The sequence below is a fragment of the Pseudomonas cedrina subsp. cedrina genome (assembly GCF_001983175.1).
GTDB lineage: Bacteria > Pseudomonadota > Gammaproteobacteria > Pseudomonadales > Pseudomonadaceae > Aquipseudomonas > Aquipseudomonas cedrina.
This window is the reverse complement of record NZ_MNPW01000007.1, coordinates 15,034-36,404: the sequence shown is the minus strand read 5'-3', so window position 1 is coordinate 36,404 and position 21,371 is coordinate 15,034. Positions and strand designations below refer to the sequence as shown.

General features: G+C 61.3%; 17 protein-coding genes. 5 read left to right on the top strand and 12 right to left on the bottom strand.

Going from position 1 to position 21,371, the window contains the following annotated elements; genetic code table 11:
* Positions 1-287: 287 nt before the first annotated feature.
* On the top strand, positions 288-1,187 hold the full coding sequence (lpxO, locus tag BLL36_RS15705) for a lipid A hydroxylase LpxO (protein ID WP_076952307.1): 900 nt from the start codon (positions 288-290) through the stop codon (positions 1,185-1,187).
* Between the two features lie 18 nt (positions 1,188-1,205).
* Here the strand turns inward: lpxO and ligD are convergent, their stop codons facing one another.
* Positions 1,206-3,140 (bottom strand): DNA ligase D, encoded by a 1,935-nt coding sequence (gene ligD / locus BLL36_RS15700; protein WP_231998965.1) that lies wholly within the window; start codon positions 3,138-3,140, stop codon positions 1,206-1,208.
* Positions 3,141-3,143: 3 nt separating this feature from the next.
* The gene (gene ku, locus BLL36_RS15695) at positions 3,144-3,977 is read right to left on the bottom strand and encodes a non-homologous end joining protein Ku (protein ID WP_076952306.1); all 834 of its coding nucleotides are present in this window, start codon (positions 3,975-3,977) and stop codon (positions 3,144-3,146) included.
* Positions 3,978-4,161: 184 nt separating this feature from the next.
* Between ku and BLL36_RS15690 the strand changes: the two genes are divergently transcribed.
* Positions 4,162-4,482: a hypothetical protein gene (locus tag BLL36_RS15690; RefSeq protein ID WP_076952305.1), complete on the top strand. Its 321-nt coding sequence runs from the start codon at positions 4,162-4,164 to the stop codon at positions 4,480-4,482.
* Between the two features lie 12 nt (positions 4,483-4,494).
* The gene (locus tag BLL36_RS15685; RefSeq protein WP_076952304.1) at positions 4,495-5,652 is read left to right on the top strand and encodes a PQQ-dependent sugar dehydrogenase; all 1,158 of its coding nucleotides are present in this window, start codon (positions 4,495-4,497) and stop codon (positions 5,650-5,652) included.
* A gap of 145 nt (positions 5,653-5,797) precedes the next feature.
* On the opposite strand, the gene BLL36_RS15680 is transcribed toward BLL36_RS15685, so the two are convergent.
* Positions 5,798-6,277, bottom strand: a complete 480-nt coding sequence (locus tag BLL36_RS15680) for a nuclear transport factor 2 family protein (RefSeq protein WP_076952303.1) — start codon at positions 6,275-6,277, stop codon at positions 5,798-5,800.
* Positions 6,278-6,331: 54 nt separating this feature from the next.
* Complete coding sequence (locus BLL36_RS15675; RefSeq protein ID WP_076952579.1) at positions 6,332-6,895, bottom strand: TetR/AcrR family transcriptional regulator; 564 nt, start codon at positions 6,893-6,895, stop codon at positions 6,332-6,334.
* A 124-nt stretch (positions 6,896-7,019) separates the two neighbouring features.
* Between BLL36_RS15675 and pssA the strand changes: the two genes are divergently transcribed.
* Entirely contained in the window at positions 7,020-8,363 is a 1,344-nt protein-coding gene (gene pssA / locus BLL36_RS15670; protein ID WP_076952302.1) for a CDP-diacylglycerol--serine O-phosphatidyltransferase, read from the top strand.
* Positions 8,364-8,549: 186 nt separating this feature from the next.
* Here the strand turns inward: pssA and efeO (BLL36_RS15665) are convergent, their stop codons facing one another.
* From efeO (BLL36_RS15665) to efeU, 4 genes are read right to left on the bottom strand one after another with little or no spacing between them, the layout of a single operon-like run.
* Positions 8,550-9,368, bottom strand: a complete 819-nt coding sequence (gene efeO, locus BLL36_RS15665; RefSeq protein ID WP_076952301.1) for an iron uptake system protein EfeO — start codon at positions 9,366-9,368, stop codon at positions 8,550-8,552.
* A gap of 27 nt (positions 9,369-9,395) precedes the next feature.
* On the bottom strand, positions 9,396-10,700 hold the full coding sequence (gene efeB / locus BLL36_RS15660) for an iron uptake transporter deferrochelatase/peroxidase subunit (RefSeq protein ID WP_076952300.1): 1,305 nt from the start codon (positions 10,698-10,700) through the stop codon (positions 9,396-9,398).
* Positions 10,701-10,714: 14 nt separating this feature from the next.
* On the bottom strand, positions 10,715-11,917 hold the full coding sequence (gene efeO / locus BLL36_RS15655; RefSeq protein ID WP_076952299.1) for an iron uptake system protein EfeO: 1,203 nt from the start codon (positions 11,915-11,917) through the stop codon (positions 10,715-10,717).
* A 10-nt stretch (positions 11,918-11,927) separates the two neighbouring features.
* The gene (gene efeU, locus BLL36_RS15650; protein WP_076952298.1) at positions 11,928-12,773 is read right to left on the bottom strand and encodes an iron uptake transporter permease EfeU; all 846 of its coding nucleotides are present in this window, start codon (positions 12,771-12,773) and stop codon (positions 11,928-11,930) included.
* A 186-nt stretch (positions 12,774-12,959) separates the two neighbouring features.
* Here efeU and BLL36_RS15645 point away from each other — a divergent pair, with 186 nt between their 5' ends.
* Complete coding sequence (locus BLL36_RS15645) at positions 12,960-13,982, top strand: AraC family transcriptional regulator (protein ID WP_076952297.1); 1,023 nt, start codon at positions 12,960-12,962, stop codon at positions 13,980-13,982.
* Positions 13,983-14,705: 723 nt separating this feature from the next.
* Here BLL36_RS15645 and BLL36_RS15640 read toward each other — a convergent pair.
* From BLL36_RS15640 to mexE, 4 genes are all read right to left on the bottom strand, one after another.
* The gene (locus tag BLL36_RS15640) at positions 14,706-15,224 is read right to left on the bottom strand and encodes a hypothetical protein (protein WP_076952296.1); all 519 of its coding nucleotides are present in this window, start codon (positions 15,222-15,224) and stop codon (positions 14,706-14,708) included.
* Positions 15,225-15,457: 233 nt separating this feature from the next.
* Positions 15,458-16,873 carry an efflux transporter outer membrane subunit gene (locus BLL36_RS15635; RefSeq protein WP_076952295.1) on the bottom strand — a complete coding sequence of 472 codons (1,416 nt, stop codon included), beginning with the start codon at positions 16,871-16,873 and terminating at the stop codon, positions 15,458-15,460.
* A complete protein-coding gene (locus BLL36_RS15630; protein WP_076952294.1) occupies positions 16,870-20,049 on the bottom strand; it encodes an efflux RND transporter permease subunit in 3,180 nt (1,059 codons plus the stop codon). The genes BLL36_RS15635 and BLL36_RS15630 overlap by 4 nt, the downstream gene beginning before the upstream one ends.
* 15 nt (positions 20,050-20,064) lie before the next feature.
* Positions 20,065-21,306: a multidrug efflux RND transporter periplasmic adaptor subunit MexE gene (gene mexE / locus BLL36_RS15625; protein ID WP_076952293.1), complete on the bottom strand. Its 1,242-nt coding sequence runs from the start codon at positions 21,304-21,306 to the stop codon at positions 20,065-20,067.
* Positions 21,307-21,371 lie beyond the last annotated feature (65 nt).

The following is a 21,371-nucleotide window of genomic DNA, read 5'->3' as shown; positions in this document are numbered from 1 at the left end:
TCGTCGCACCGCCCCCCAGCGCGGGACGAGCCCGCTCACTACAGCGTGCCCTGAAGTGCGTAGATGTCTGTGCCCGCCGAACACAACCACACCGCAGTTTTTCACAATTCTTGATTAACTTTTGGTTACAACTTATGGCTAAATAACTGCACAGGGCACGCGCCGGGTTGTCACTCAGCCGGTCGTGCCGATTGTGTGAATTGTGATTTCAGGTACTGCTATCCATACCTCGGCCGTTGTGGGCACGCAGGAGCAACCTGTTTTCTTCTGACGTGTGACGACATCTCTTGAAGCTCATCATCGTTGTTCTCTACCTTGCCTCGATCACGTATGTACACCTGCGTGGCCGGGTGCGGCACAAGCTGGGCCGGCAGCTCAGTGATCATTCGACTTTCCTGGCACCGATCAACTGTTTCCTCTACCTGTTCTCCAAGCTGCCCAGCCGACCTTATCTGTCGCCCAGCGACTTCCCCGACCTGAGCCCGCTGCAGGAGCATTGGGAGGACATTCGCCTGGAAGGCCAGAACCTGATGCGTGCAGGTGAAATCAAGCGTTCGCAGCAATACAACGACGTGGGTTTCAACTCGTTCTTCAAGTCCGGTTGGAAGCGCTTTTATCTGAAGTGGTACGGCGACAGCCATCCGTCAGCGATGAAGCTGTGCCCGCGCACCACTGAACTGGTGCAGCGTATCGGCTCGATCAAGGCCGCGATGTTCGCCGAGCTGCCGCCAGGCTCCAGGCTGGTGCGCCATCGCGATCCTTATGCAGGCTCGTACCGCTATCACCTGGGCCTGGACACACCCAATGATCCAGGCTGCTACATCAATGTGGATGGCGAGCATTACTACTGGCGCGACGGTGAGGCCGTGATGTTCGACGAGACCTACATTCACTACGCCGAAAACACCACGCAGCACAACCGCATCATCTTGTTCTGCGATATCGAACGCCCAATGAAGTACCGCTGGGCCGCGGCCTTCAATCGTTGGTTCAGCCGCACCGTGATGGCCGCGGCGGGTTCGCCCAACGATGCCGGCGACAAGACCGGCGGGCTCAACCGCGCGTTCGCTCGACTGTACAAAATCCGGTTGCGCGGCAAGGCGCTCAAGAAGCGCAACCGCGCACGGTATTACCTGGAGCAGTGGGCATTCTTCGCCGCGTTGCTCGCGATTTTCCTGCTGATCTGAGCCTGACCAGGGCGCCATTCACTCAGGCGGTTGAGCGCCCAGTTTGTCCCACATTTTTTGGCTGATTTTTTGGCGGTTGGCATACCCGGCCCAAGGATCGGCCTTCAAACCGTTCAAGCGCTCCTGCAGGTTGGCGACTGTCCACTGCTGGGCGCCGCTCAGCCCTTCGAGTTCCTCGCGACTGACCGGCACCGACACCGGCAAACCAGGGCGTGCGCGCACGGAATACGCCGCTACGGTACTGGCGCCCCGCGCATTGCGCAGGTAGTCGATAAATATCTTGCCCACGCGGTTTTTCGGCCCCGACGTGGCGGTAAAGCGCTCGGGCAATCGCTCGGCCATGAACTGCGAGACAGCCTTGGCGAAGGCCTTGACGGTGTCCCAGTTATCGCGGCGCGCCAATGGCACGACCAGGTGCAGGCCTTTACCGCCGCTGGTCTTGACGAATGTCTGCAGCCCCAGTTCGTCCAGTACCGACAGGGTCAGTTGCGCCGCTTCCACCATGGCTGCCCAGGGCAGTGCCGGGTCTGGGTCGAGGTCGAGCACAAACAGGTCCGGGGTTTCGATTTTGTCGGTGGTGGCGCCCCAAGTGTGCAATTCCACGGTACCCATCTGCACGGCGCCGATCAACGCGCGGGGGCTGTCGATTTCCATCAGGCGTGCATGGCCAGGATCAAGCGCCGGGTCCAGTTGCTTGATGTTGGGAATGGCCAGGCGTTCCGAGTGTTTCTGGAAGAACTGCTCGCCTTCGATGCCTTCCGGTGCCCTGAGCAGTGCAACGGGGCGATGCACCAGGAAGGGCAGAATCGATTGGCTGATGCTGTCGTAGAACTGCGCCAGTTGCTGTTTTTGCGTGCCGCTTTGCGGATCGATCACGCGGTCCGGGTGAGTGATCTTCACATCGGTGTCGGGTTGCTTGGCTGCTTTCATGGATTTGGCCGTTCGCGGTTGCTCATGAATGATCTGCGCGGCCGGTTTGTCGGTGCGCAGCGCGACAAACGCCGCCTGGCGGATGACGCCTTCGCGGGTCCACTCGGCGAATTGCACTTCGCCCACCAACGTCGGTTCCACCCAATGCACGCCATGCGTCTGGGCGCTGGTAAGCGGTTTCCCCAAGGGCGAAGCCTTGCGTTCAAGCGGCGTGAGTTGCGCGTAGATCGAGGTGAGCGCGGCTTGATCAAACCCGGTGCCCACGCGCCCGGCGTACACCAACCCGGAATCGTCATTCACGGCCAGCAACAGCGCGCCGAAACCACTGCGCGAACCCTTTGGCCGGGTGTAGCCGACGATCACGAATTCCTGGCGCAAGCGGCACTTGAGCTTGACCCAATCGGCACTGCGGCTGGACACGTACGGACTGCCCAGGCGCTTGCCGATCACGCCCTCCAGGGCCAGGTCGAAGGCGCTTTCGATAATGTCCCGGTGGTGAGCGGTAAAGGCTTCGGAGAAACGCAGCAATTTGCTTTTGTTGGCGCCCAAGGCCGCCTTGAGGGCGGCGCGCCGTTTCTCGACAGGCGCCTGGCGTTGGTCCTGGCCATTGAGGAACGGTGCATCGAACAGGTAGTAGACGATGTCCAGGCTGCGCCCGATATCAAAGGCGTTCTGCAGCGCCTGAAAGTCCGGCAGGCCGTCGCCGTTCAGGCTGACGACCTCGCCGTCGAGCCAGCTGTCCTTGAGTTTGAGGGCCTGCAACGCCTTGGTTTGGCGCGGCAGGCGTTCGGTCCAATCGTGACCGTTGCGCGTGAACAGGCGCACCTCGCCGTCGCGAATGCGCGCGAGCATGCGATAACCGTCGTACTTGACCTCATATTGCCAGGCGCCTTCCGGTGCGCGGTCAACCAGCGTGGCCAATTGCGGGGTGAACTGCTCGGGCAGGGCCGCCGTGTCTTTCCGGGCTCTGGCTCGGGGCCTGGGCTTGCTGGCCTGGGCAATCTGGTCATTGGGCTTTGGCATGGCTTAGGAGGCCTTGTTGGATTTCTTCGCGGCGGGCTTCTTGGTCGGTTTGCCTGCCAGGCTGCGCTTGAGCAGTTCCGTCAGGTCGATCACATCGGCCGACTTGCGCTCCTCGGTGTCATTGCCGGTTTCAACGTCCTCGATCTTGCCGGCCTTGGCCTTCTTGGCCACCAGCGCCATGATTTTTTCCTGGAAGCTGTCGCGGTATTCGTCGGGCTGCCACTCGGCGCTCATGTCTTCCACCAGGCGCTTGGCCATGTCCAACTCACCTTTGGCCAGGCTGGGTTTGGTCACGTCGCTGCCCAGTTCCAGTTCGTCCAGGCTGCGCACTTCGGCCGGCCAGCGCAGCATCACCAGTACCAGCGCCGATTCCAGGGGCATCAATGCCGCCAGGTGCTGCTTGGTATGCAGCACTACGTTGGCCAGGGCGACTTTATCGGTTTTTTTAAGGGTTTCCCTTAGCAGTGCGTAGACCTTGCCGCCGCGTTTATCCGGAGCGAGAAAGTAAGGCGTATCGATGTTCTGCAACGGGATCTGATCGCTGGCGACGAACCCGATGATTTCGATGGTCTGGGTCGATTTGGGGTGAGCCGCGCGAATTTCCTCCTCGCTGATCACCACATAGCGGCCTTTCTCGAACGCCACGCCTTTGACGATGTTTTCCTTGGTGATCTCCTTGCCGGTGGTCTTGTTGATGCGCTTGTAGCCCACCGGGTCCATGCTGCGCTTGTCCAGCCAGTCGAAGTCGACACCTTGGGAGGAGGTGGCCGAAACCAGCGACACCGGGATATGCACCAGGCCAAAACTGATGGCGCCTTTCCAGATTGCTCGAGGCATATGTGCGATTCCTTGAGTAGGGGCTGAGTTCTGGTGACTCGGACGCTGCGGGAAAAGTTTCCGCGGGCAGATGCGCGGACAGATCGTGTTACACCTGATGAGAAACTATTTAGTGTCGAAAGCCGAACCCAGGGCGTAGCGTGTTATCGAAAGCACGTACTCCTCGCCCCAGAGAGACTTTGTCATGAACAGTTGCAGGCGTCACATTGCAGCGCTGCTGTTGGGCCTGGCCCTGGTGCCGGTGGCATGGGCACAGAACCTGCCCGGCAACACCCACAACAACGCCAACAACGGCCCGATTCACCGGGCCAACCCCAACAGCATGCAGGGCACCCAGCCCAACGCACCGGCCATCCGCGGTATCCAGACCGGGCCGACCACACCCAGGCCGACCCTGGAGAACCGCGGTATCGGCAACGGTTACCCCCAGCGCGATGCCGCGCCCAGCCGTCCGGCCACCCAACCCAGAACCCCCACCTATGACGCCAGCGGCAATCGCCGGTAAGGACCCAGCCTTATGTTCCTACGCAAAACCCTGCTAGCCGCGCTGTGTGCAACCACACTGCTGCCGATGACCGCCGCTTTCGCCGCTGACGTCCAGCAGTTCCCCAGCGAACAAGGCAGCATTACCGCCACCCCGATCGCCAAAGGCCTCGACCACCCGTGGGCGGTGGCCTTTCTGCCGGACAAGCAAGGCTTCCTGGTCACCGAGCGACCCGGCCACCTGCGCTTCGTCAACCCGGACGGCAAGCTCTCCGCCCCGCTGACAGGCGTGCCCGAAGTGTGGGCCAAAGGGCAGGGCGGTTTGCTGGACGTGGTGCTGTCCCCGGACTTCAAGCAGGACCGCATGGTCTACCTGTCTTACGCTGAAGGTGGCGGCAAGGGCGGTACGGCCGGCACTGCCGTAGGCCGTGGGCGCTTGGCGGCTGACCTGAGTGGCTTGAGCGACTTCCAAGTGATCCTGCGCCAGGAGCCGAAGCTGTCCACCGGCAATCACTTCGGCTCGCGCCTGGCCTTTGACCGCGACGGCTACCTGTTCGTGACCCTGGGAGAAAACAACGACCGCCCCACGGCCCAGGACCTGGACAAGTTGCAAGGCAAGGTCGTGCGCATCTACCCGGACGGCCGCGTGCCGGATGACAATCCCTTCGTTGGCCAGCCCGGCGTGCGCCCGGAAATCTGGTCCTACGGCCAGCGCAACCCTCAGGGGCTCGCGCTGAACCCCTGGAGCGGCACGGTCTGGGAAAACGAGCACGGCCCGCGCGGCGGCGATGAGGTCAACATCATCGAGCGCGGCAAGAACTACGGCTGGCCATTGGCAACCCACGGCATCAACTATTCCCTGACGCCAATTCCCGAAGCGCAGGGCAAGACAGTGGAAGGCACGGTGCCGCCTCATCATGTCTGGGAAAAGTCGCCGGGTATCAGCGGCATGGCGTTCTACGATGCGGATCGCTTCAAGCCCTGGCAGCACAACGTGTTTATCGGCGCACTGGTCAGCCAGGAGTTGATTCGGCTGCAGTTTGATGGCGACAAGGTGGTCCACGAAGAGCGATTGCTGGGCGGCTTGAAAGCGCGGATCCGCGACGTACGGCAGGGGCCGGATGGCTTTTTGTATGTGCTGACGGATGAGGATAACGGTGTGTTGTATCGCGTTGGGCTGAATCAGGATTAAGCGGTATTTACCCTTTTGTAGTGAGCGGGCTTGCCCCGCGCCGGGGGGCGAAGCCGCCCTAACCGAGTCGCCGCCGAGTAACAGATAAAACCGAGTCGCCTGGTTTGGGGCGGCTTCGCCCCCCAGCGCGGGGCAAGCCCGCTCACTACAGGCCGAGTTCTGAAAGCCCTGGATGCTCATCCGGGCGTCGGCCCAGCGGCCAGTGGAACTTGCGCTCGCTTTCCTTGATCGGCATGTCATTGATGCAGGCGAAACGGTTGGCCATCAAGCCATTGGCGTCGAATTCCCAGTTTTCGTTGCCGTAGGAGCGGAACCAGTTGCCTGAGTCGTCGTGCCACTCATAGGCATAACGCACCGCGATGCGGTTATCGGTGAAGGCCCATAATTCCTTGATCAATCGGTAATCGAGCTCCTTGGCCCATTTACGGGTCAGAAAGCCTTTGGCCTCTTCGCGGTTATGCGCGAATTCCGCACGGTTGCGCCACTGCGTGTCGAGGGTGTAGGCCAGGGACACGCGTTCCGGGTCGCGGGAGTTCCAGCCGTCTTCGGCCAGGCGCACTTTTTCGATGGCCGACGCGCGGGTAAACGGCGGCAAAGGGGGGCGTTTTTCTGCGGTCGATGACATGGGGCAGTTCCTCCAGATTAAAAATTTTATCGAGCGTTGTGTTGGGCCGTGCTTTCAAAGTGCCAATAAGGTTCGGGCCATGCATTGCGCGTTATCGGCGGCGGTCGGGTCGCCCATCACCAGGGCGACGGTAATGGCGCCATCGATCAGGATCAGCAACTGCGCGGCCTGCCGTTCGGGGTCGGGGCTGCCATGTGCTTGACAGAGTTCAAGTGCGTACTCGAACAGTTTCTGTTTATGGGCCTTGGCCAGCAGGCGTACCGGGTTCTGCGGGTCGCCGGTCTCGCCGCTGGTATTGATAAAGGCGCAGCCACGGAAATCGGCGGTGCCGAACCAGGCCTTGAGGGCGCTGAACAGCGCCAACAGGCGCTCACCCGTGCCTTCGCTGCGTTCCACCTCATCGCGCAGCCACTGCAGCCAACGCTGATCGCGGCGTTGCAGCGCGGCGATCACCAATTCATCTTTGTTGGCGAAATAACGGTAAATACTTTTTCTCGAGACGCCGGCGGTTTTCACCAGCAAATCCATGCCGGTGGCGGCGATGCCATGGCGATAGATCAATTTTTCGGTGACGTCGAGGATAATGTCGCGGGTTTCATTGCCGGTCTGCTCGTTCATGTTGCGCACAGTAGAACGATCGTTCTTCTTGGTCAACCCCTCTTTTGCCGACCGCGCAGCGAGACCTGGGCACCCCCATGGTGTAAGCTCGGGACTTCCTCGGATTCGACCCATTGCGAGCCTTATGCCGTCGTTCTTCAAACGCTCTCTGTTGCCCAAACTGCGCGGTTTCCCCCTCACGCCCGAGGCGCTCGAGGTGCTGTCTGGCGCCGACGCGTATCGGCGCTGCCTGCTGGAAAAAATCGCCCAGGCCACCCAACGCATCTATATCGTCGCGCTGTACCTGCAGCAGGACGAGGCGGGGCAGGAGATCTACGATGCGCTGCACGCCGCCAAGGCTGCGCGGCCGCAGTTGGACATCGTGGTGGTGGTCGATTGGCTGCGGGCCCAGCGCGGCTTGATCGGGGCGGGCAAGCAGCCGGGCAACAGCGCCTGGTATCAGGCCATGACCGAGCAACACAGCACCGAAGTGCCGGTGTACGGCGTGCCCGTGCAAACCCGCGAGCTGTTTGGCGTACTGCACCTCAAGGGCTTTGTGATCGACGACACGGTGCTTTACAGCGGCGCCAGCCTGAACAACGTGTACCTGCACAAGTTCGACAAATACCGCTTCGACCGTTACCACCTGATCCACAACAAACCGCTCGCCGACTCCATGCAGCACCTGGTGGAGCACGGCCTGGTTGCGTCCAAGGCCGTGCATCGCCTGGACCTGCCGAATCCGCCGACCACCCGCAGCCTGCGCAACGACATCGGCGACCTGCGTAGCCGTCTCAAGCACGCGGCCTACGACACCACGGCCGGGCAATTGCCCAATGGGCATCTGTCGGTCAGCCCGTTGCTCGGGGTAGGCAAGAACAATCCGTTGAGCCGGGTGATCCTCGAACTGATCGCCAGCGCCCGGGATCAACTGACCATCTGCACACCGTATTTCAACCTGCCGCTGCCGGTGACCCGTGAAATCAACCGGGCCCTGGCGCGCGGGGTGAAGATAGACATCATCGTTGGCGACAAGACCGCCAATGACTTCTATATCCCGCCGAGCGAGCCATTCAAGGTGATTGCGGCACTGCCCTACCTGTACGAAATCAGCCTGCGCCGCTTCGCCAAGCGCCATCAGCCGATGATCGACAGCGGCCAGTTGAACCTGCACCTGTGGCACGACGGCGACAACACTTACCATCTCAAGGGCATGTGGGTCGACCAGCGTTACACCTTGCTCACCGGCAACAACCTCAACCCACGGGCGTTCCGCCTCGATCTGGAAAACGCCTTGCTGATCGACGACCCCCAAGGCCAGTGGCTCGAACCGCGGCGCACCGAGCTGGCGCAGATTTTCCAGCACACCACGCGCATCGAGCGGTACCTGGACTTGCAAACGTTGCCGGATTACCCGGAGGCGGTCGGCAAGTTCCTGCGCAGGGTCAGCCGGGTGCGGATCGAACGGTTGCTGTACCGCATCCTGTAACTACCCCTTTCAACGCCTGACAAATCCTTGTAGTGAGCGGGCTTGCCCCGCGCTGGGGGGCGAAGCCGCCCTAATACAGTCACCGCCGAGTTACAGATAAACCGAGTCGCCTGGTTTGGGGCGGCTTCGCCCCCCAGCGCGGGGCAAGCCCGCTCACTACAAGTTCTTACTGCGTCCTCAAAGCGTTTAGTTCAAGCCCAACTTGCCACGCAACATCGACAAATCTTCAGCCAGGGTGTTGACCGGGCCTACCAGGGCCTTGCGGTCGTTTTCCTTGACCTTGTCGTAGGTCTCGAAGCCGCCGTCCTTGGTCTTGTACTTGGCCAGGACCTTGTCCACGCTGGCGAAGTTCTTGTCGACCTTGGCCAGGAAGGCTTTGTCTTGCTTCTCGATCTGGCCACGGAACAGGTCGACGATTTTCTTCGCGCCGTCGATGTTGCCCTGGAAGTCATACAGGTCGGTGTGGCTGTAGCGGTCTTCTTCGCCGGAGATCTTGGTGGCGGCGACTTCCTCAAGCAGGGCCGCGGCGCCGCCGACGACTTTTTCCGGCGGGAAGGTCAGGCCGTCGACGCGGGTCTTGAGGTCGTTGACGTCGGTGTTGAGCTTGGCGGTCAGCGTTTCCAGGCCCTGGGTGCTGTTCTGCGAGAACAGTGCGTATTCGATGCGGTGGAAGCCGGTGAAGTCTTCGGCGGTCACGCCTTTCTCGTGGTCATCCACGCGCGAATCGATGGACGCGTCGAGGTCGCTGAACAGCTCGGCGATCGGCTCGATGGATTCATAGTGTACGCGGGTCGGCGCGTAGAGCTTTTTGGCGGTGGCCAGGTCGCCTCGGTTGATGGCATCGGTGAAGGCCTGGGTCTGGGTGACCAGCTCACCAATTTCTTCGGTGACGTAGATCTTGTAGTCCGACACCGGGCCTACCAGGTCCAGCGGCGCGGTCGCGGCGAAGGCCGCCAACGGGGACAGGGTGATTAACAACGACAACGCAATAGTCGACTTCTTCATGGGACGGTATCCGCTCTGAGGGTTGTTTTAGGTATTGGCAGGGGTGTGAAGGTGCGTTGGGGCCAGCAGTGTTCGCCCGATGAAATCATCCGGGCCCGTGACCCCCGGCAAACTGAAGAAGTACCCACCGCCAACCGGCTTGAGGTATTCCTCCAGGGGCTCGCCGTTCAGCCGGGTTTGCACGCTGATAAAACCTTTCTCCAGATCGGCCTGGTAGCAGATGAACAACAGCCCCATGTCCAGCTGACCGTTTTTGTTGACGCCATTGGAGTAGTTGAACGGCCGACGCAGGATCAGGTTGGCCTGGGTCTGCGGTGTGCGTGGGTTGGCCAGGCGGATATGGGCATCGAGCTTGGTCAACTTGCCTTGCGGGTCCTTGCTGTAGTCGGGCACCTGGCTTTCTTTGTCGCCGTCCATGGGCGCGCCGCTGGGCTTGATGCGGCCGATGATGCTCTCTTGCTCTTGCAGCGGGGTACGGTCCCAGCGTTCGACGAAGTTGCGGATGATGCGCACGGCCTGGTAGCTGCCGTTGGCGGCCCAGGCCGGCTCGTCGCTGCCAGGCTGCACCCACACAATCTGGTTCATCGCCTTGTCGTCGTTGGAGTTCGGGTTGGCCGAACCGTCGCGAAAGCCCAGGAAGTTACGCGCGCTCTGCGCAGGCTCTCCAGGCTTGGCCGGCGCCTGGGGCGGCACGCTGCCTTCCTGCTTCCAGCGCACCAGGAGCAGGTCCGGCAGGTTTTTCACGATGTCGCGCAGGGCGTGGATATTGGTGTCGGGGGTGTTGGAACTGAACTGCAGGCTCAGGTCGCCGTGGCACTGCGCCGGCTCCAGCGCATCGTTGGGAAAGCCGACCATGCGGATCAGGCGCTTGGGCTTGGCGGCGGCAAGGCCGAAGCGCTCATCGAACAGCGACTCACCGACCGACACGGTGATGGTCAGGTTGTCCGGCGTGACCACCGGGCCCAGAATCCCGGAGTCGGTGGGCGGCAGTTTCGGGTCCACTTGCGGCACGGTGCCGCCGGTCATCAGGAACGCAATGCGTTCGTTCAAGGTGCGGAACAGGCGCTCCAGGTCTGCACGGTCGCTGGCCAGCACATCGAATGCCACGACCATGCCGCAGGCCGGCCGCGGGGTCACGATGCCGCTTTGGTGGCGGCCGAAAAAATCGTGGTGGTCCTGGGTTTTGTCGCTGCGCGGTGCGGTAGTCACTTGCTCGGCTGCGGCCGCCATGGCCGGGCAGGCCAGGCTGCCGCCGGCAATCGCGGCACCGGTGGCGGCCATGCCCAGCAGGACGCGGCGGCGCTGGAGATCAAACTGTTTTGAATCGCTCATGGGTGCGGTCGTCTTCACTGCAGGCCGGAAAGGCCAAGGGCGGGGTCGATTCCATCGAATGCAACGGCCAGAGCCTTGGCCTTGTCGGCGATCTGCTTGCGCTGATCGGCGGTCACGCTGTCGTAGCGGCTGTACTGGCCGTCGACTTTCAAACCCTCCAGTTCGGCGTCGAAGGCCGCGAGTGCGCTGTCGATGTTCGTTAACAGGTCGGCGGCGGACTTGGTCAGCAGCGGGCGCATCAGGTCGACCACCTTGTGGGCGGCTTGCAGGTTGCCGGCGAAACCATTCAGGTCGACGTGGCTGTAGCGTTCCTCTTCACCGCTGATGGCGCGTACCTCGGCCAGGCTGTTGAGGTTGCGCACCACGATGCTCACCAGTTGCTCGGGAGGCAGGGGTTGGGCCAACAGTTGCCCTTTGAGGGCAGTGACGTCGGTTACCAACTGCTGCGCAATCGGGGCCAGGCCGTCGAGGCTGCGTTGTTGGAACAGGCTGTATTCCAGGCGGTGGAAACCACTGAAGGCCGGGTCCTGTTCGCGCTTCTCGAAGTAGTCGGCGCGCGCGTTGATCGCATTGTCCAGCTGTGCCAGGCGTTGCGAGGCGGGGGCGAGTCGCTGGTAAGCCTCACGTGCCGGTATGTAGAGCGTTTGTGCCTGGGCCAGATCACCCGCGTCGATGGCGTGCTGCAGGGCGGTCGCGGCCTTGATCAAGGCACTGCCCTGGCTGCTCAAGTACACGCGGAACTCAGACAACGGGCCGATAAACGCCACCATCGACGGCTTGGCCTTGGCCTGGGCGTCGGATGCGGCAGTCGGCGTCACGTGCAAGGTGCCGCGCGGGTTGCTCAACAGGCCGCAGGTGATCGCATAGTCGCCCGGCAGCAGGTTGGCGTTGATCACCTGGCTCAGGCCCGGGGCAATGTTTTCGCGTTCTTCGACCACCAGCACGCCGTCGAGGATTTCCCATTCCACCGCGCGATCGGAGCGGTTGATGATACGGAAGCTGGCGCGGCCGGCTGGCACGCTCAGCTCATTCGGCTCGCAGGCGTGGCCATGAATGGTCACGGCGATTTCATCGCGGTTGGCCTGGCGTTTACCGGCCGCCAGTTGCGAGGCGTAATAGAACAGGCCGCCGGCGGCGATCATCACGACCACCGAGCCCGCCACGGCCCAGCGCAGGGCGCGGGGCGGTGGCGCCGGTTGAGGAGTTGGGTTGGACAAGGTGCGGTCCTTACTGAGTGGAAACGGAAGAGGGCGTGGCGCCAGGCTTGGGCGGCGCGGCGGGCAGGAAGAACATCACCAGGGCCACCACCAGGTAAATCAGGTAGGCGCCGAGCGTGCTGAGGGTGGGGGCTTCCTGATAGCCGAACATGCCGGCCAGCACCGAGCCCAGCGGGCTGTCCATGGGCAGCGCGGCGCTGAAGTCGAAGAGCACGGTTTGCCAGTGGTTCCATACCCCGGCTTCGTGCAGCGCCTGCACCGAATTGGCCAGGATGCCGGCGGCCACCACAAGGATGAACAGGCCGGTCCAGCGGAAAAACGCGCCCAGGTTCAACCGCATGCTGCCGGTGTAAATCAGCCAGCCGACGATGACCGCCAGGATCAGGCCGAGCAGGGCGCCCATCGGTGCGCCCGGGCCTTCGCTCTGCTGGAACACCGCCAGCAGGAAGAACACGGTTTCCAGGCCCTCGCGGGCCACGGCGAAGAACACCATCAGGATCAGCGCGGTGACCTGGTGCCGGGAACCCGCCAGCGCCTGATCCAGGGATTGGTGCAGCGAATGCTTGATCGACCGCGCCACCTTGCGCATCCAGAACACCATCGAACTGAGAATGCCCACGGCGACCAGGCCGACGATGCCCTCGAACAGCTCCTGCTGTTTTTGCGGAAATTCGGCGCTGACCAACTCAAGCCCGCCACCCACCAGCAAGGCCAGCGCGGCCGCGAGAAATACGCCGACCCACACGGCCGGCATCCACTGGCCGCGGCCGGTCTGCTGCAGGTAGCTGGCGATAATGCCGACGATCAATGCGGCTTCAATGCCTTCGCGCAGCATGATGAGAAAAGGAACGAGCATTCGGCACCGCAGCAGAACTAGGTAGGGTGCTAAGTTGTAACATAATGATACTCATTGCTAAACGAGAAATATTGACTTTAGCTGAACGCAGGCTGAACGGCGGGCAATCGCGCAACGCCTACTCTTTTGCCGCATGACTGCCTAAGATGGCGGCATTTCCCGCTACACAGGGCACGGACCGCGCCAATGCCGGACAAAGACACCATCTCCATCCACCTTGTGCGCGAAGCCTTGTTGCAAAGCTGCGCGCCCGGTGCAGCCAGTGCCGAAGTGCTGTACAAGGCCGGTATCGATCCCCGACGGTTGACAGAGCCCACCGCGCGCGTGCCGGCCACGACCTACGCACGCCTGTGGCGCCTGCTGGCACGACGCACGGATGACGAATTCTTCGGCATGGACCCGCGCAAGCTCAAGTCCGGCAGCCTGGCGTTCCTCTGCCGCGCGGCCATTGCGCAACCGACCCTCGCCACCAGCCTGGAAACCGGCCTGGGGTTCCTGTCGCTGATGCTTGAGCAACTGCCCGCGCAACTGGTGCGCCAACAAAGCCTGGCCGAGATCGTATTGCTTGAGCCCGAGTCCGATCCCCGTCGCGCCTTCACCTACTTTACCTACTGGATGATTGTCCACGGTGTGGCCTGTTGGCTGGCCGGGCGGCGCATTCCGATCCTGGCCATCGAACTGCGCTGCCCGAGACCGGACTTTTGCGACGATTACCAAGTGATGTTCTCCGACAACCTGCGCTTCGACCGCCCGCGTACCCGCATGATTTTTTCCGCCGACTGCCTGGACTTGCCGATCAAGCGCAGCGCCGAAGAACTCAAACGCTTCCTTGCCCACGCGCCGGCCAACATCCTGGTCAAATACCGCGACCCCGACAGCCTGGCCAACCGTATCAAACACGACCTGCGCCACATGCCCCCCGACACCTGGCCGGAAACCGAAGGCCTCGCCACCAGCCTGTGCATCTCCGCCTCGACCCTGCGCCGCCGCCTGGCGGAAGAGGGCCAGACCTATCAGGGCCTCAAGGACAGCGTGCGCAAGGAGCTGGCGATTGTCTGGCTGGCGGAAGCGCAGATCAGCTTTGCCGAAATTGCCGAGCGGCTGGGGTTTGCCGATACGAGTTCGTTTTATAAGGCATTTCGCAAGTGGAGTGGGTCGAATCCGGGGCATTATCGGAGTTTGATTTTGAATGAGGTTGCGCGCGTTTAGTCCTAAGTTTGAAGATCAGAGATATAGACACCGTCGTCCTTCATAAAAGTCTGAAGAGCTTTCCCGCAACTTTTTAGGAAGCGAGCGGCTACTCGTGTGTGAAAGGTCATGCATAGTAATGGCGTGGTTCTCGCCGATGTTCACTGGGTTCTAGTTAAGGTGCAGCAGTGAATAATCAGTATGATCAATCATCATCCGTCTTTGAGGAACGCCTATGGGAAATGAAGCTTGTGATTGCTTTGTTGCATGCGTCGCATGCTGAGGATTTGATCATTTATTTATGAAGGTGAATTTATGAGACGTCTTATTGCATTGCCATTTGCTTTATTGCTGGGGTTGTCGTTTCAGGTATCGGCTTTGTGCTTGAATATCTCGGAGAGTTATAGCGGCATCATAGAGGGTGACATGCAATCAACAGCGCATGGCCCATTCACTATAACTTCTGCCGGTGGGTGTTCTGGAGCAAATATTAACGCCATGGTTTCTGCTGGCGGCTCCGGGCGTGCGCCTCTGATTTCAATCGAGCGAGAATCAGGAGGAGGATGGAGCCCAGTAGCGTCCAGCATAGGAAGTAGTGTTTCTTATGTGGGGTCGTTCGGTACGTATCGAGTTAGGCTAAAAAACCCTGACGCTATTTCAAAAGCCTATTCGGGAAACGTTAGATACAGTCGATAACCGGGGGGCGGTGTGCCAGGAAATGCTCTGGCACACCGTATTCCCGGCTCAAACAAACTCGTCTACCGCTAGGGTGTTTTTTGCAGAGTTGGCAAAATAGGCCAGCGCATTGATTGCCTGATTCGCACTTTTCATTCCCCCTAAAATGTAAGTGACGCTTTCTTGAGTCGAGTAGCGGTCGGTGCTGAAATACGCTAATTGGTCTTCGTATGTTTCACTGAAAAGAGCGATGGCGTTAAATTTGACGTCCTGTTTTGTTTGGTGACCATTTTCGTCGGATGCACCATCTCCTGATATAAACATCCCGAAAGTATTTACATCGATCAGGTCGGCCTCATACAGTCTGCGGCCTACTTTTTTAAGCTCATAAGTGCTAATGGACGTCATATCGTAATCCTTCAGAAACGCTTTAAGGTCAGCTATTTTTTCCTGCTGCTTAAGCTTCAGTGTTTCCGCCGCCTTGGACTCTTCCGTCAGCGTAAAAGCATTCGTCACCATCGCTGGATTTCTGATCACGCGAGCATCGGTTTGCTTCGATAACGCGGTCGGGGTGGTTGTCACTTGCATATCCGTCTCCTGCCTAGAGTAAGAACTACACCCCGGTTATCGACGCCCCGCATCCCAACATTAGCGTCCCAAAGCAGTTTCAGATCCCTCTGACAGATATGCCTGAATAACTTGCAGGCAACTTCCGAACCATCATCCCTGTAAAGCACCAAGCCAAAAAAAAAGCCCCGTGACCGAATGGCTCACGGGGCTAAAAATTGGCTGGATGCGACCAACCAAAGGAGCTCTTTACTTCACTTGGCGGTTGCCACAACCGTGTCCGGCTGCCAGCCGCCTCCCAACGCTTTGTAGATCGCGACAATCCCGCGATACAGATCCACTTCGGCCTGGGCCTGGGAATCCTCGGCGGCCAGGCGTTCGCGCTGGGCGTCCAGCAGCACCAGGAAGTCCACGGTGCCTTCGCGGTAGCGGATCGCGGCCAGGTCGGCGGCGGCGCGGCTGGACTCACTCTGACGAATCAACGAGACCAGACGCTGCTGGCGTTTGCCGTAATCACTGAAGGCATTTTCCGATTCTTCCAGCGCCAGCAGCACTTGCTGCTCGTAGGTTGCCAGGGCGCCATCCGCCTCGGCGTCCGCGCCGCGCAAACGCGCGCGCACGCTGCCCAGGTCGAAGGCTGCCCAGGTGATGCTCGGGCCAAGGGCCCAGGCGTTGGCGGCGGACGAGCCGATCTGCGAGCCACGCCCGGCGGTAAAGCCGAGGAAGCCGCTGAGGCTGACCCGAGGGAACAAGTCAGCCTTGGCTACGCCGATGCGCGCAGTGGCAGCCGCCAGTTTGCGTTCGGCGCTGAGGATGTCCGGGCGACGTTGCAGCAGTTGTCCCGGATCACCGATCGGCAAGGCCTTGGCGATGGCCGGCAGGTCCTTGGGGCTCAGGTCTACGCTGAGCTTGTCGGGACGCTGGCCGAGGAGGGTGGCGATGCGGTTGCGCTCGCGCACTTGTTCGGCTTGCAGTTGCGGCACGCTGGCTTCCACCGCGGCGAGGCGTGCGTTGGCGCGCTCCACGTCGAGTTGGTCGCCCACGCCGGCATCGCGCAGGCTTTCGGTAATGGTGCGTGAGTCCTGCTGGTTCTTCAGGTTGTCCAAGGCAATGCGTTCACGCAGTTGCGCGCCGCGCAGTTGACCGTAGGCGTCCACCAGCTCCGCGATCATGGTCACTTGCAACTGGTACAAATCCGCTTCGGCGGCCTGCTGGTCGGCGTCGCTCGCTTCCAGGTTGCGCTGGATGCGGCCGAACAGGTCCAGTTCCCACGCCATGTCCAGGCCGAGGTCGTAACGCTCGGTCTTGACGCGGCGGGTGGTCTGGCCGGGGATCTGGCCCTTGCCCTGGTCACTGCTGACGCGGCTGGTGATGGTCGGCATGGCGTCGTTGCTGGCGTCATCGCGGATCGCACGCGCCGCCCGCAGACGGGCAAAGGCTACACGCAGATCACGGTTGCCCTGCAGCGACTGAGTCACCAACTGGTTGAGGGTAGGGTCCTCGAACTGCTGCCACCAGATGCCTTCGAACCTGGCGTGATCGTATTGCTTGGCATCCGCGGCGGCGGTGATATTCGCCGCCTCCGGGGTCTGGCTTTTGTAGTCCGGGCCCACGGCACAGGCGCTCAGCGCCAGGACCAGCAAGCTCGGCATAAACACTTTCACACTCATTGCTGTGTCTCCAGCTTCAAGGCCTTGGCTGCTTTGCGCGCTTCCTGGCGCTCCACATAGCGACGGATCAATACGTAGAACACGGGTGTCAGCAACAGGCCGAAGAAGGTCACACCGATCATCCCGGAGAACACCGCCACGCCCATGGCATGGCGCATCTCGGCACCGGCACCGCTGGACAACACCAGTGGCACCACCCCCATGATGAAGGCGAACGAGGTCATCAGGATTGGCCGCAGACGCAGACGGCAAGCTTCCAGTACCGCCGCCAGCGGATCGAGGCCTTCCTCCTGTTTGTCCTTGGCGAACTCGACGATCAGAATCGCGTTCTTGCACGCCAGGCCCACCAGTACGATCAGGCCGATCTGGGTGAAGATGTTGTTGTCGCCGCCCGAGATGATCACCCCGGTAATCGCCGACAGCAGCGTCATCGGTACGATCAGGATCACCGCCAACGGCAGGCTCCAGCTTTCGTATTGGGCGGCCAGTACCAGGAACGCCAGCAGCACACAGAGCGGGAACACGAACAGCGCGGTGTTGCCCGAGAGGATTTGCTGATAGGTCAGGTCGGTCCACTCGTAGGTCATGCCGTTGGGCAGTTCATCCTTCAACAGTTTTTCGATCGCGACTTGGGCCTGGCCGGAGCTGTAGCCCGGTGCGGCGTTGCCGTTGATCTCAGCGGTGATAAAGCCGTTGTAGTGCATCACGCGGTCGGGACCCGAGGTGTCGCTGACCTTGATGAAGGTCGCCAACGGGATCATCTCGCCTTTGTTGTTGCGCACCTTCAGTTGGCCGATCTGGTCGGAGTCCTGGCGGAACTGCTGCTCGGCCTGCACGTTGACCTGGTAGGTGCGCCCGAAGCGGTTGAAGTCGTTGGCATACAGCGAGCCCAGGTAGACCTGCAGGGTGTCGAAGATGTCGCTGATCGCCACGCCATGGGTCTTGGCCTTTTCACGGTCGATGGCGGCATCGACCTGGGGCACGTTGACCGTGTAGCTGGTGAACAGCCCAAACAGCTCCGGCACGCCGCGGCTCTTGGTGATGACGTTCTGCACTTCTTTGTATAACTCGTCATAGCCGAGGTTGCCACGGTCTTCGATCTGCAGGCGGAAGCCACCAATGGTGCCCAGGCCCTGTACCGGCGGCGGTGGGAAAATCGCCATGTAGGCTTCTTCGATGTTGCTGTACTGGCCGTTCAGCGCACCGGCAATCGCACCGGCGGACATGCTCGCGTCTTTGCGCTCATCGAAAGGCTTCAAGGTCACGAACACGATGCCGCTGTTGGGGCTGTTGGTGAAACCGTTGATCGACAGGCCAGGGAAGGCAATCGCGCTTTCCACGCCGGGCTGTTTCAGCGCGATGTCGGACATGCGCTTCATCACGTTTTCGGTGCGGTCCAGGCTCGCGGCATCGGGCAATTGCGCGAAGGCCACCAGGTATTGCTTGTCCTGGGCCGGGACGAAACCGGTCGGGGTGTGGGCAAACCCGAAGAAGGTCAGCACCATCAAGCCGGCGTACACGAACAGGGCAATGCCGCTGCCGCGAATCACTCGGCGCACGGTACCCACGTAGCCATGGCTGGCTTTTTCGAAAAAGCGGTTGAAGGGGCGGAACAACCAGCCGCCGAAGATTTTGTCGAGAAACCGCGAGAAGCGATCCTTCGGTGCGTCGTGAGCGCGCAGCAACACGGCAGCCAGGGCAGGGGACAGGGTCAGCGAGTTGAAGGCCGAGATCACCGTCGAGATCGCAATGGTCAAGGCGAACTGTTTGTAGAACTGCCCGGTCAAGCCACTGATAAAGGCGGCTGGAATGAACACCGCGCACAGCACCAGCGCCGTGGCGATGATCGGCCCGGTCACTTCACTCATGGCTTTTTCAGTCGCGGGGAACGGCTCCAGGCCCAGCTCGATATTGCGTTCGACGTTCTCCACCACCACGATGGCGTCGTCCACCACGATGCCGATGGCCAGTACCAAGCCGAACAATGACAGGGCGTTGAGCGAGAACCCGAACAGGTGCATCACCGCGAACGTACCGATCAACGACACCGGCACCGCCACCAACGGGATGATCGAGGCGCGCCAGGTCTGCAGGAACAGGATCACCACCAGCACCACGAGAATCAGCGCTTCGAACAGGGTGTGCACTACCGCTTCGATGGAGCCGCGTACAAAGATCGTCGGGTCATAGGCGATGCGGTAATCCATGCCCGCCGGAAAGCCCTTTTTCAGCTCGGCCATCTTGCTGCGCACATCGTTGGAGATGTCGATGGCGTTGGAGCCGGGACGTTGAAAAATCGGAATCGCAACGGCCGGCTGGTTATCGATCAGCGAGCGCAGCGCGTACTGGCTGGAGCCCAGCTCGACGCGGGCGATGTCCTTGAGGCGGGTGATTTCACCGTTGGCGCCGGCGCGAATCACAATATTCTCGAACTCTTCCTCGGTGACCAGGCGCCCCTGGGTATTGACCGACAACTGGAAGCTGGTGTCGCTCGGTGCGGGTTGCGCACCCAGGGCACCGGCCGCCACCTGGCGGTTCTGCTCACGGATCGCCGTGACCACATCGGTCGCGGTCAGGTTGCGCGAAGCGGTCTTGTTCGGGTCCAGCCACACGCGCAGGGAGTAATCGCCCATGCCGAACAACTGCACATCGCCCACGCCGCCGAGCCGCGCCAACTCATCCTTGATGTTAAGGATCGCGTAGTTGGACAGGTACAGCATGTCGTAGCGCTGATCCGGCGAGGTCAAGTGCACCACCATGGTCAGGTCAGGGGAGGCCTTGTCCACGGTGATACCGATGCGCGTCACTTCCTCGGGCAGTTTTGGCTGCGTGCGGGTGACACGGTTCTGTACCTGTACCTGCGCATTGTCCAGGTCGGTGCCCAGGGCGAAGGTGATGGTCAGGGTCAGCTTGCCGTCGGCGGTCGACTGCGAGGACATGTAGAGCATGTTCTCGACGCCGGTGATCGCCTGCTCAAGCGGTGCGGCCACGGTTTCACCGATGACCTTGGGGTTGGCGCCCGGGAAGTTGGCGCGGACCACGACGGTCGGCGGCACCACTTCCGGGTATTCGCTGATCGGCAACTGGAACAGCGAAATCGCGCCGGCGATCAGGATCAACAGCGACAGCACCGCTGCGAAGATCGGCCGCGAAATGAAGAACTTGGAAAAATTCATCTTGAGTCGTATCCCTTAACCGCGTGGAGTCGCGCTGCTGGCCAGTTTGGGCGCGGCTTTTTGCGGCGCCACCTGTTCCAGGTTGCTCGCTTCAAGCGCTTGTCGTTGTTGGGCCAAGGCGGCGAGGGTTTCCTGGCTGGCCATCGGGATGGTTTCCGGAGCGACCGGCGAGCCTGGACGCGCACGCTGCAGGCCCTTGACGATCACGGTGTCATCCTTGGTCAGGCCGCTGCGCACGATGCGCAAACCTTCGATCTTCGGCCCCAGTTCCACCGAGCGATAGGCCGGCTTGTCGCCGTCCATCACCAGCACGAACTTCTTGCCCAGGTCGGTGCCCACGGCTTCATCGTTGATCAGCACGGCGGAGTAGGTGCCGCTGCCGACCAGCTTCAGGCGTGCGTACAGGCCTGGGGTGTATTCGCCCTTGCTGTTATCGAACACGGCGCGGCCACGGATGGTGCCGGTGGCCGGGTTGACCTGGTTGTCGATGAAGTTCATCTGGCCCAAGTGCGGGTTGCCACTTTCGTTGGACAGGCCCAGGTACACCGGCGTGGTTGCACCGCGACGGCCTTGGCGGGCCAGTTCGGTGTACTTGAGGAACACGCGCTCATCGGCGTCGAAGTAGGCATAGACCTTGTCGGTGGAGACCACGCTGGTCAGGGCGGTGACATCGGCGGTCACCAGGTTGCCGGCGGTGATTTCGGCACGGCTGACACGGCCGCTGATCGGCGAGGCCACGCGGGTGAAGCTCAGGTTCAGCTTGGCTAGGTCCAACTGCGCCTGGATCCCGGCGACGGCGGCGCGGGCTTCCTGGGCGGCGGTGGTGCGCGAGTCGGCCAGTTCGGCGGAAATCGCATTGCTCTGGCGCAGGCGTTCGCCACGTTGCGCTTCGTTATCGCTGCGGCTGGCGGCGGCCTTGGTTTGGGCAAGCTGGGCTTCAAGGCGGCGCACTTCGGCCTGGAAAGGACGTGGGTCGATCTGGAACAGCAGGTCGCCTTTCTTGACCAAAGCGCCTTCGGTAAAAGCGACTTGGTCAATCTGGCCGGAAACCCGTGGGCGGATCTGCACGGTCTCCGGGGCCTCCAGGCGACCGGTGAATTCATCCCACTCGTTGACCGGTTGTTCCAGCACCTTGGCCACGCTGACCTTGGGCGCCGGCATGGCGGCCGCCTGGTCCGGGGCCTTGCCGCATGCGCTCATCACCGCCACGGCCAGAATCGCCAGGGGTAAGCGCAAATAGTTGAATGACTGTTCCATGAGGTGCATCCGCCAATGTATTTGAGATGGGCGGATCATGCGCGGCGATGTGCTATGTCACGAAT

What these genes read in the sequence shown, in the direction of transcription:
- mexE (WP_076952293.1), bottom strand. Translation starts at nt 21,306, where the DNA reads ATGGAACAGTCATTCAACTATTTGCGCTTACCCCTGGCGATTCTGGCC.
- pssA (WP_076952302.1), top strand. Translation starts at nt 7,020, where the DNA reads ATGCCGTCGTTCTTCAAACGCTCTCTGTTGCCCAAACTGCGCGGTTTC.
- BLL36_RS15645 (WP_076952297.1), top strand. Translation starts at nt 12,960, where the DNA reads ATGCCGGACAAAGACACCATCTCCATCCACCTTGTGCGCGAAGCCTTG.
- BLL36_RS15635 (WP_076952295.1), bottom strand. Translation starts at nt 16,873, where the DNA reads ATGAGTGTGAAAGTGTTTATGCCGAGCTTGCTGGTCCTGGCGCTGAGC.
- efeB (WP_076952300.1), bottom strand. Translation starts at nt 10,700, where the DNA reads ATGAGCGATTCAAAACAGTTTGATCTCCAGCGCCGCCGCGTCCTGCTG.
- BLL36_RS15675 (WP_076952579.1), bottom strand. Translation starts at nt 6,895, where the DNA reads ATGAACGAGCAGACCGGCAATGAAACCCGCGACATTATCCTCGACGTC.
- BLL36_RS15640 (WP_076952296.1), bottom strand. Translation starts at nt 15,224, where the DNA reads ATGCAAGTGACAACCACCCCGACCGCGTTATCGAAGCAAACCGATGCT.
- ligD (WP_231998965.1), bottom strand. Translation starts at nt 3,140, where the DNA reads ATGCCAAAGCCCAATGACCAGATTGCCCAGGCCAGCAAGCCCAGGCCC.
- efeU (WP_076952298.1), bottom strand. Translation starts at nt 12,773, where the DNA reads ATGCTCGTTCCTTTTCTCATCATGCTGCGCGAAGGCATTGAAGCCGCA.
- BLL36_RS15685 (WP_076952304.1), top strand. Translation starts at nt 4,495, where the DNA reads ATGTTCCTACGCAAAACCCTGCTAGCCGCGCTGTGTGCAACCACACTG.
- BLL36_RS15690 (WP_076952305.1), top strand. Translation starts at nt 4,162, where the DNA reads ATGAACAGTTGCAGGCGTCACATTGCAGCGCTGCTGTTGGGCCTGGCC.
- BLL36_RS15680 (WP_076952303.1), bottom strand. Translation starts at nt 6,277, where the DNA reads ATGTCATCGACCGCAGAAAAACGCCCCCCTTTGCCGCCGTTTACCCGC.
- BLL36_RS15630 (WP_076952294.1), bottom strand. Translation starts at nt 20,049, where the DNA reads ATGAATTTTTCCAAGTTCTTCATTTCGCGGCCGATCTTCGCAGCGGTG.
- ku (WP_076952306.1), bottom strand. Translation starts at nt 3,977, where the DNA reads ATGCCTCGAGCAATCTGGAAAGGCGCCATCAGTTTTGGCCTGGTGCAT.
- efeO (WP_076952301.1), bottom strand. Translation starts at nt 9,368, where the DNA reads ATGAAGAAGTCGACTATTGCGTTGTCGTTGTTAATCACCCTGTCCCCG.